This is a genomic window from Polaromonas sp. P1_G2 (assembly GCF_056405515.1).
In genome coordinates, this window is sequence record NZ_JBFUBY010000339.1 from 1 (window position 1) to 6,450 (window position 6,450).

Here is a 6,450-nt window from a genome sequence, read left to right on the forward strand (position 1 = left end):
ACATTGAAGTTTCCAATTTGGTGCATTGCATTAAATTGGGGCTCCATATAGCTGCGAAACCCAATAAGGTCTGGACCCATGAAGCAGTTGCACGAAGTCGATCTACGGTTGTTACGCGTCTTTGACGCTGTGGTTCGTTGCGGGGGACTGTCGGCCGCGCAGGCCGAGCTGAATGTGGGTCAATCGACGATCAGCATGCAGATCAGCCAACTGGAGGTGCGCCTGGGCGCCAGACTGTGCGAGCGTGGCAGGGGTGGATTTCGCCTGACCGATCAGGGGCGTGCCATCCATGATGCGTCGCAACGATTGCTTGGAGCAATCGATATTTTTCGACTGGAAGCCGATCAGCTCAAAAAGACCCTCACCGGCACCTTGAATCTAGGGCTTATTGATAACACGGTGACTGACACCACCTCTCCGTTGAAACTCGCAATGCAGCGGTTCCTGGCACGCGGCAAAGATGTTGGTGTGCATGTCTATGTGGGATCCCCGAGCGAACTTGAACAGCGGGTATTGAGTGGCCGCCTGCATCTGGCCATTGGCCATTTTCCATTCCAGGTGGCAGGCTTGACCGGAACACCCTTGTATGACGAACCGCACGGCCTTTACTGCAGTGCCGGCCATGCGGTTCTTGATGGCGAATCTGTTTCTGTCAAGAGCTTGATGCTGCGTATCCGCAGCGAACGCGTCGTAGCCCGTGGATACCTCAGGCGTAAAGACCTCGATTTGCTAAAGGTGGAAGCCGCTGCATTCACTGTTGACAATGTGGAGGCACAAGCCATCCTCATCCTTTCGGCAGGGTGTATTGGTTTTTTGCCTGCGCATTACGCAGCGCACTGGGTGGAACGGGGTGACCTGGTGGAACTCTTGCCGGGGCGCATGTCACTGGTGTCCCGATTTACGGCTATTCGGCGGCGTTCACCTGCACCACCACTGGTGCGAAGCTTTCTGCTGGATCTGGCGGCCAAAGTGCCCTGAGAGTCGCTGGCGCAACCTGTTGGGCTAACGGTTGTACACKGTTTCATACCCGGGTTGAACGGTCCCACCGAAAAGCCGCCCGTCGCGAACACCCGCTCTTGTGCGAGACGCGCATTCCCCCTAGCATTGCCTCACTTTTATAACGAGGAGACATGATGGGAATGCTGGACTGGACCGAAAAAAGCAGCGCGATCCTGCAACAGGGCGGCGTCATTGGCCCCGACGAACGCCTGCCCTGGCCGCAGACCGCGGTGATGGGCGTGCAGCACGTGATCGCGATGTTCGGCGCCACGGTGCTGGCGCCCATCCTGATGGGTTTCGATCCCAACATCGCCATCCTCATGAGCGGCATCGGCACGCTGATTTTCTTCATCGTCACCGGCGGCAAGGTGCCCAGCTACCTGGGCTCCAGCTTTGCCTTTATCGGCGTGGTGATCGCCGCCACGGCCTATGCCGGCAAGGGTCCCAACGCCAACCTGGGCGTGGCGCTGGGCGGCATCATCGCCTGCGGCGCGCTGTACACGCTGATCGGCGTGGTGGTGCAGTCCATAGGCACGGGCTGGATAGAGCGCTTCATGCCGCCCGTGGTCACGGGCGCGGTGGTGGCGGTGATCGGCCTGAACCTGGCCGGCATTCCGGTCAAGAACATGGCCGCCGGCAACTTTGATGCGTGGATGCAGCTGGTGACCTTTGTCAGCGTGGCCCTGGTGGCGGTAATGACGCGCGGCATGGTGCAGCGCCTGCTGATCCTGGTCGGGCTGATCGTCGCCAGCGTGATCTACGCCGTGCTGACCAACGGCCTGGGGCTGGGCAAGCCTATGGACCTCTCGGGCATCGCCAATGCGGCCTGGGTCGGCCTGCCGGGCTTCACGGCGCCGGTGTTCGAGGCGGGCGCCATGCTGCTGATCGCGCCGGTGGCCATCATCCTGGTGGCGGAAAACCTGGGCCACATCAAGGCAGTGACGGCCATGACCGGCAAAAACCTGGACGCCTACATGGGCCGGGCCTTTATCGGCGACGGCGTGGCCACTATGGTCTCGGGCACGGCAGGCGGCACGGGTGTGACGACGTATGCGGAAAACATCGGCGTGATGGCTGCGACCAAGATCTACTCGACCGCCGTCTTCGTGGTGGCGGCGCTGATCGCCGTGGTGCTGGGCTTCAGCCCCAAGTTCGGCGCGCTGATCCAGGCCATCCCGCTGCCGGTGATGGGCGGCGTGAGCATCGTGGTGTTCGGCCTGATCGCCGTGGCCGGCGCCAAAATCTGGGTCGACAACAAGGTGGACTTTTCGGACAACAAAAACCTCATCGTCGCGGCCATCACGCTGGTGCTGGGCACGGGCGACTTCACGCTGCGCTTCGGCCAGTTCGCGCTGGGCGGCATAGGCACGGCGACCTTCGGCGCCATCCTGCTGTACGCGCTGCTGAATCGAAAACGCTAAGCCGGCTCCCATAAAAAAAGCCCCGGCTGGTCATGCACCAGCCGGGGCTTTTTCACGAATGCCGTAGCGGAATCAGCCCAGAAAGCGCCCCGCGGCGCCGAGCACGCCGAGGTCCACAAATTTGGAACCAACAAAGGGCGATGCGGGGGCGTAGTCCACGCTAAAACCACCCAGGTCGAACTTCTGCACGCTGCCCAGCGCGGTGCGCAGCTTGGCGCGCGTCACGTCGCGGCCGGCGCGCTCCAGGCCCTCGGCCAGCACGCGGGTGTTGACGTAGCTCTCCAGGCTGCCCAGCGAGAACTCCTGCTGGCCGATGGCGCGCATGGCGGCCTGGTAGTCGCGCACCACCTGGGACTTGGCGCGGTAGGGATCGGGGAACACCATGGTCAACGCCAGGCCCGAAGCGGCGGCGCCCAGCCCCTTGAGGCCGTCGGCGGTCAGCGTGACGCTCAGGCCCGCCACCGGCAGCATGGGCGAGGACTTCTTGAGCGCGGCTATCAGGCCCACCGAGGCGGCGCCCGCCGTGCCCAGCAGCACGGCGCCGGGCTTGGCGGCGCTGACCTGGCTCACGACCTCATTGAGGTTCTTGCCGTCGGTGGCCAGCGCGACCTGCGCGGCCGCCTTGGCGCCCTGGGCCTGCAGCGCCAGCAAGGCGTCGGCCAGCACTTCCTTGCCGAAGCCGTTGTCCAGGTAGACGATGGCCAGGTCCTTGATGCCCATGCCCACGAGCTTTTGCACCAGGCGCTGGGTTTCGTCGGTGTAGCTGGCGCGCACGTGGAACACATTGCGCATGCCTTGCTTGCGCAGCGAGGAGGCACCGGTCAGCGGCGCGACGTAAGGCAGGTTGGACTCTTCGATCAGCGGCACGATGGCCGCGTTGTTGGGCGTGCCTATGCAGGACATCAGCGCGAAGACGCTGCCGTCGCCTATCATTTTTTTGACGTTGTCCGAGGTGCGTTGCGGCACATAGGCGTCATCCACCATCTGGAACTGCAGCACGCGGCCGTTCACGCCGCCCTTGGCGTTGATCTGGCCCATGGCGGCCTCCACGCCGAGCTTGAGGTCGGCGCCGAAGCCGGCCAGCGGGCCGCTCAGCGCGCCTGAAGAGCCGATGGTGACGGCTTTGGCGCTCAGGCCTTCCTGGGCGTGGGCAGTACGGATGAAAGCGGGAGCGGCGGCGAGGGCGGCCAATTGAGGGGCGAACGAAAGAAAGCGGCGGCGAAACATCGCGAATATCTCCGGAGTGGGGACGGCCAGGCGGGCCAAAGAAAAGACGGGGCCGCGCGGACCCCATACAGGACAACGGCCGCGTGGCGGCCGAATACTTTAAGTCTAAATGATCACCCGCCGCAGGCCTGTCCGCTGGGCGACGCCGCGCTGCCGTTGGTCTGGCCGAAAGCCGGAAATGGCAAAGGCCCGGCCAGTCCATGGGACCGGCCGGGCCTTTTTAAGCCCAGCGTGCCGGGTTTAACCAAAGCTGACAGGCGAGAACTCCTGCTGGCCGGTGGCGCGCATGGCGGCCTGGTAGTCGCGGACGACCTGCAGCTTGGCGCGGTACGGGTCGGGAAACACCATGGTCAGCGCCAGGCCGGAACCGGCCGCGCCCAGCGCCTTGATGCCGTCGCCCGCCAGCGTGACACTCAGGCCCGCGATGGGCAGCATGGGCGAAGCCTTCTTGAGCGCGGCAATCAGGCCGACGGACGCCGACCCGGCGGTGCCCAGCAACACAGCGCCGGGTTTGCCCGCGACGACCTGGCCGACGACGTCATTGAGGTTCTTGCCGTCAACGGCCAGTGCCGCCTGGACCGCGGCCTTCGCACCCTGCGCCTGCAGCGCGCGGTTGACGTCGATCAACACTTCCTTGCCGTAGTCGTTGTCCAGGTAGACCACAGCCAGGTCCTTGATGCCCATGCTCACGATGCGCTGCACCAGGCGCTGGGTTTCTTCGGTATAGCTGGCGCGCACATGGAACACGTTGCGCATGCCGGGCTTGCGCAGCGACGAAGCGCCCGAGCGCGGGCCGACGTAAGGCAGGTTGGACTCTTCAATCAGCGGCACGATGGCGGTGTTGTTGGGCGTGCCGATACAGGACATCAGCGCAAAAATGCTGCCGTCGCCGATCATCTTCTTGACGTTGTCGGCGCTGCGCTGCGGCACATAGGCGTCGTCCATCATCTGGAACTGCAGCGTACGGCCGTTCACACCGCCCTTGGCGTTGATCTGGCCCATGGCGGCGTCCACGCCTTGTTTGAGTTCGGCGCCCACCCCAGCCAGCGGGCCGCTGGTCGCGCCAGTGCAGCCGATGGTGATGGCCTTGGCGGTCAGGCCGTCCTGGGCATAGGCATTGCGGATGAAAGCGGGGGCAGCGGCAAGGGCAGCCAGTTGAGGGGCGAACGAAAGGAAGCGGCGGCGAAACATCGCGAATCTCCAAAACAAAAGGGGGACGGCCGTGAAGCCGGAGAGGACAAGGCCGTGCGGCCTTGCGGGCTAAAAACGGCCCGCCAGTCGGCGCGGCGACGCGCAGAGCAGCAGGTAAATCGTTTAACTCTCAAGGATTCTAGGTAGAAACCCTGACAAATGGATGACACAGCGATGACCGCGCTGTGACGGCGTGAAGCCGGGGCAGGGCCCGGCGCGCTGCGCGCTTACCGTGCCGGAGACTGGCCGGTGGCCTTGGCCAGGGCGGCTTTGGTGGCCCTGAGTTCGCGCTCCAGGTCGGCGCGTTCATCGATCTGCTGCTCCAGCACCTCGTTGACCTGGGCCAGRTCTTCGGCGGATTCCTGGATGCGGGTTTCCAGCGCGTCGGTTTTTTTCAGTGCCTGGGCCACGTCGCCGGTCTGCACATGCGGCGGGACTTCCTGTTTGAGCACCGTGTTGATCACCAGCAGTTCGGCGGCCGACTGTTCCACGGTGTCTTTCACCGACTCGTTCTGGTCAAGCGCTCGTTCCAGTGGCGTGGGCACGACGTGTAGCTGCTGTGGCATGTCAAGGGCCTTGATGGATGGTGCGGGATCGTTGCCGCTGGTGAGCCCGTGCAAAAGCGAGGGCTTACAAATGGCGCTCGGGATTCAGGGGCGATTTTACGCGTTTGCSGCCTGCGCGGGCTTGCAAAGGCATTGGGGCGGGACAGGGTATCCACCCCTCCCAGGTGCTCAACGGGCCTTGGCGGGAGGCTTGGCCGCGCGGGCCGGCGGTGGCGCGGACGCGGGCGGCGCCGGCCCCGGGCTGAAGATCTTGCCCAGCGTGGCACCTACACGCGCGCCTATGGCGGTGCCCACGCCCGGCAATACGGCCGTGCCGACCACGGCGCCCGCGATGGCGCCCTTGGGCACGGAGAATGCGACGTTGTCCAGCGGGCCGCTGACGCTGAGCGGGACACCGACAATGCCGTCCACCAGGTCGACGGCGAACTCGGCCTCGATCCGGCGGTTGGCGACCTTGGCCTGGCCCGACGCGGTCAGCGAGCCTGATGCCGCCTTGAGGTCCGTGTACGTGACTACCATGCCCTGCGGCGTGTTCTGGGTGTCGAGCCGGCCGGTGACCGAATCGAGCGGCGTCTGGCCGTCGTGCTCCTTGCCGGCGCTGCGCACCGCCTTGTCCAGGTCAAAGCGCAGCAAGGTGGACTTGCCGATGGTGAAGGGCGTCTGCGTGTGCAGCGACCGCGCCAGCTCTCCCACCGTATCGCCGTTGGCCGACAACGTGGTTTCGCCCGAGGCCTTGCCTGCGATGATGGAGCGGCGGTTGAAGGCGGCCAGCATGCTTTCGACCTCGACGTCCTTCGGCTGCAGCTCACCTTGCAGGTGCATGCGGCCGCCGGCGCGGAAGTCAAGCCTGATTTCGCCATCCGCCGTGCCCCCGCCGACATGAATGCGTGCGGCCCAGCGGTCCTCCTGGCCCTGGCGGGTCAGCGCCAGATCCGTGGCCGGCCTGAAGCCCGGCCGGCGCAACTCGGCCTTGCGCGGACGCCAGCCCGGGTCGAAATCGACCTCTCCGTCGTACACCACTGCAATGCCGCGCCGCGAGATCCATG

Annotated in this window: 6 protein-coding genes; 2 read left to right on the forward strand and 4 right to left on the reverse strand. The window is 64.8% G+C overall.

Translation table 11 applies throughout. From position 1 onward, the window contains the following. The first annotated feature begins 78 nt into the window (after window positions 1-78). Both AC1D0P_RS23010 and AC1D0P_RS23015 read left to right on the forward strand, forming a co-directional pair. On the forward strand, window positions 79-978 hold the full coding sequence (locus AC1D0P_RS23010; protein ID WP_477678866.1) for a LysR family transcriptional regulator: 900 nt from the start codon (window positions 79-81) through the stop codon (window positions 976-978). A 155-nt stretch (window positions 979-1,133) separates the two neighbouring features. Further along, the gene (locus AC1D0P_RS23015; protein WP_477678867.1) at window positions 1,134-2,420 is read left to right on the forward strand and encodes a solute carrier family 23 protein; all 1,287 of its coding nucleotides are present in this window, start codon (window positions 1,134-1,136) and stop codon (window positions 2,418-2,420) included. Window positions 2,421-2,492: 72 nt separating this feature from the next. Here the strand turns inward: AC1D0P_RS23015 and AC1D0P_RS23020 are convergent, their stop codons facing one another. The 4 genes from AC1D0P_RS23020 to AC1D0P_RS23035 form a co-directional block, all read right to left on the reverse strand. After that, complete coding sequence (locus AC1D0P_RS23020) at window positions 2,493-3,647, reverse strand: ABC transporter substrate-binding protein (protein ID WP_477678868.1); 1,155 nt, start codon at window positions 3,645-3,647, stop codon at window positions 2,493-2,495. A 240-nt stretch (window positions 3,648-3,887) separates the two neighbouring features. Continuing rightward, window positions 3,888-4,838 carry an ABC transporter substrate-binding protein gene (locus tag AC1D0P_RS23025; protein ID WP_477678869.1) on the reverse strand — a complete coding sequence of 317 codons (951 nt, stop codon included), beginning with the start codon at window positions 4,836-4,838 and terminating at the stop codon, window positions 3,888-3,890. 227 nt (window positions 4,839-5,065) lie between these two features. Further along, window positions 5,066-5,404 carry a hypothetical protein gene (locus AC1D0P_RS23030; protein ID WP_477654477.1) on the reverse strand — a complete coding sequence of 113 codons (339 nt, stop codon included), beginning with the start codon at window positions 5,402-5,404 and terminating at the stop codon, window positions 5,066-5,068. A gap of 168 nt (window positions 5,405-5,572) precedes the next feature. Further along, on the reverse strand, window positions 5,573-6,450 hold an 878-nt coding region (locus AC1D0P_RS23035), incomplete at its 5' end, for a hypothetical protein (protein WP_477678870.1).

What these genes read in the sequence shown, in the direction of transcription:
- AC1D0P_RS23015 (WP_477678867.1), top strand. Translation starts at nt 1,134, where the DNA reads ATGGGAATGCTGGACTGGACCGAAAAAAGCAGCGCGATCCTGCAACAG.
- AC1D0P_RS23010 (WP_477678866.1), top strand. Translation starts at nt 79, where the DNA reads ATGAAGCAGTTGCACGAAGTCGATCTACGGTTGTTACGCGTCTTTGAC.
- AC1D0P_RS23020 (WP_477678868.1), bottom strand. Translation starts at nt 3,647, where the DNA reads ATGTTTCGCCGCCGCTTTCTTTCGTTCGCCCCTCAATTGGCCGCCCTC.
- AC1D0P_RS23025 (WP_477678869.1), bottom strand. Translation starts at nt 4,838, where the DNA reads ATGTTTCGCCGCCGCTTCCTTTCGTTCGCCCCTCAACTGGCTGCCCTT.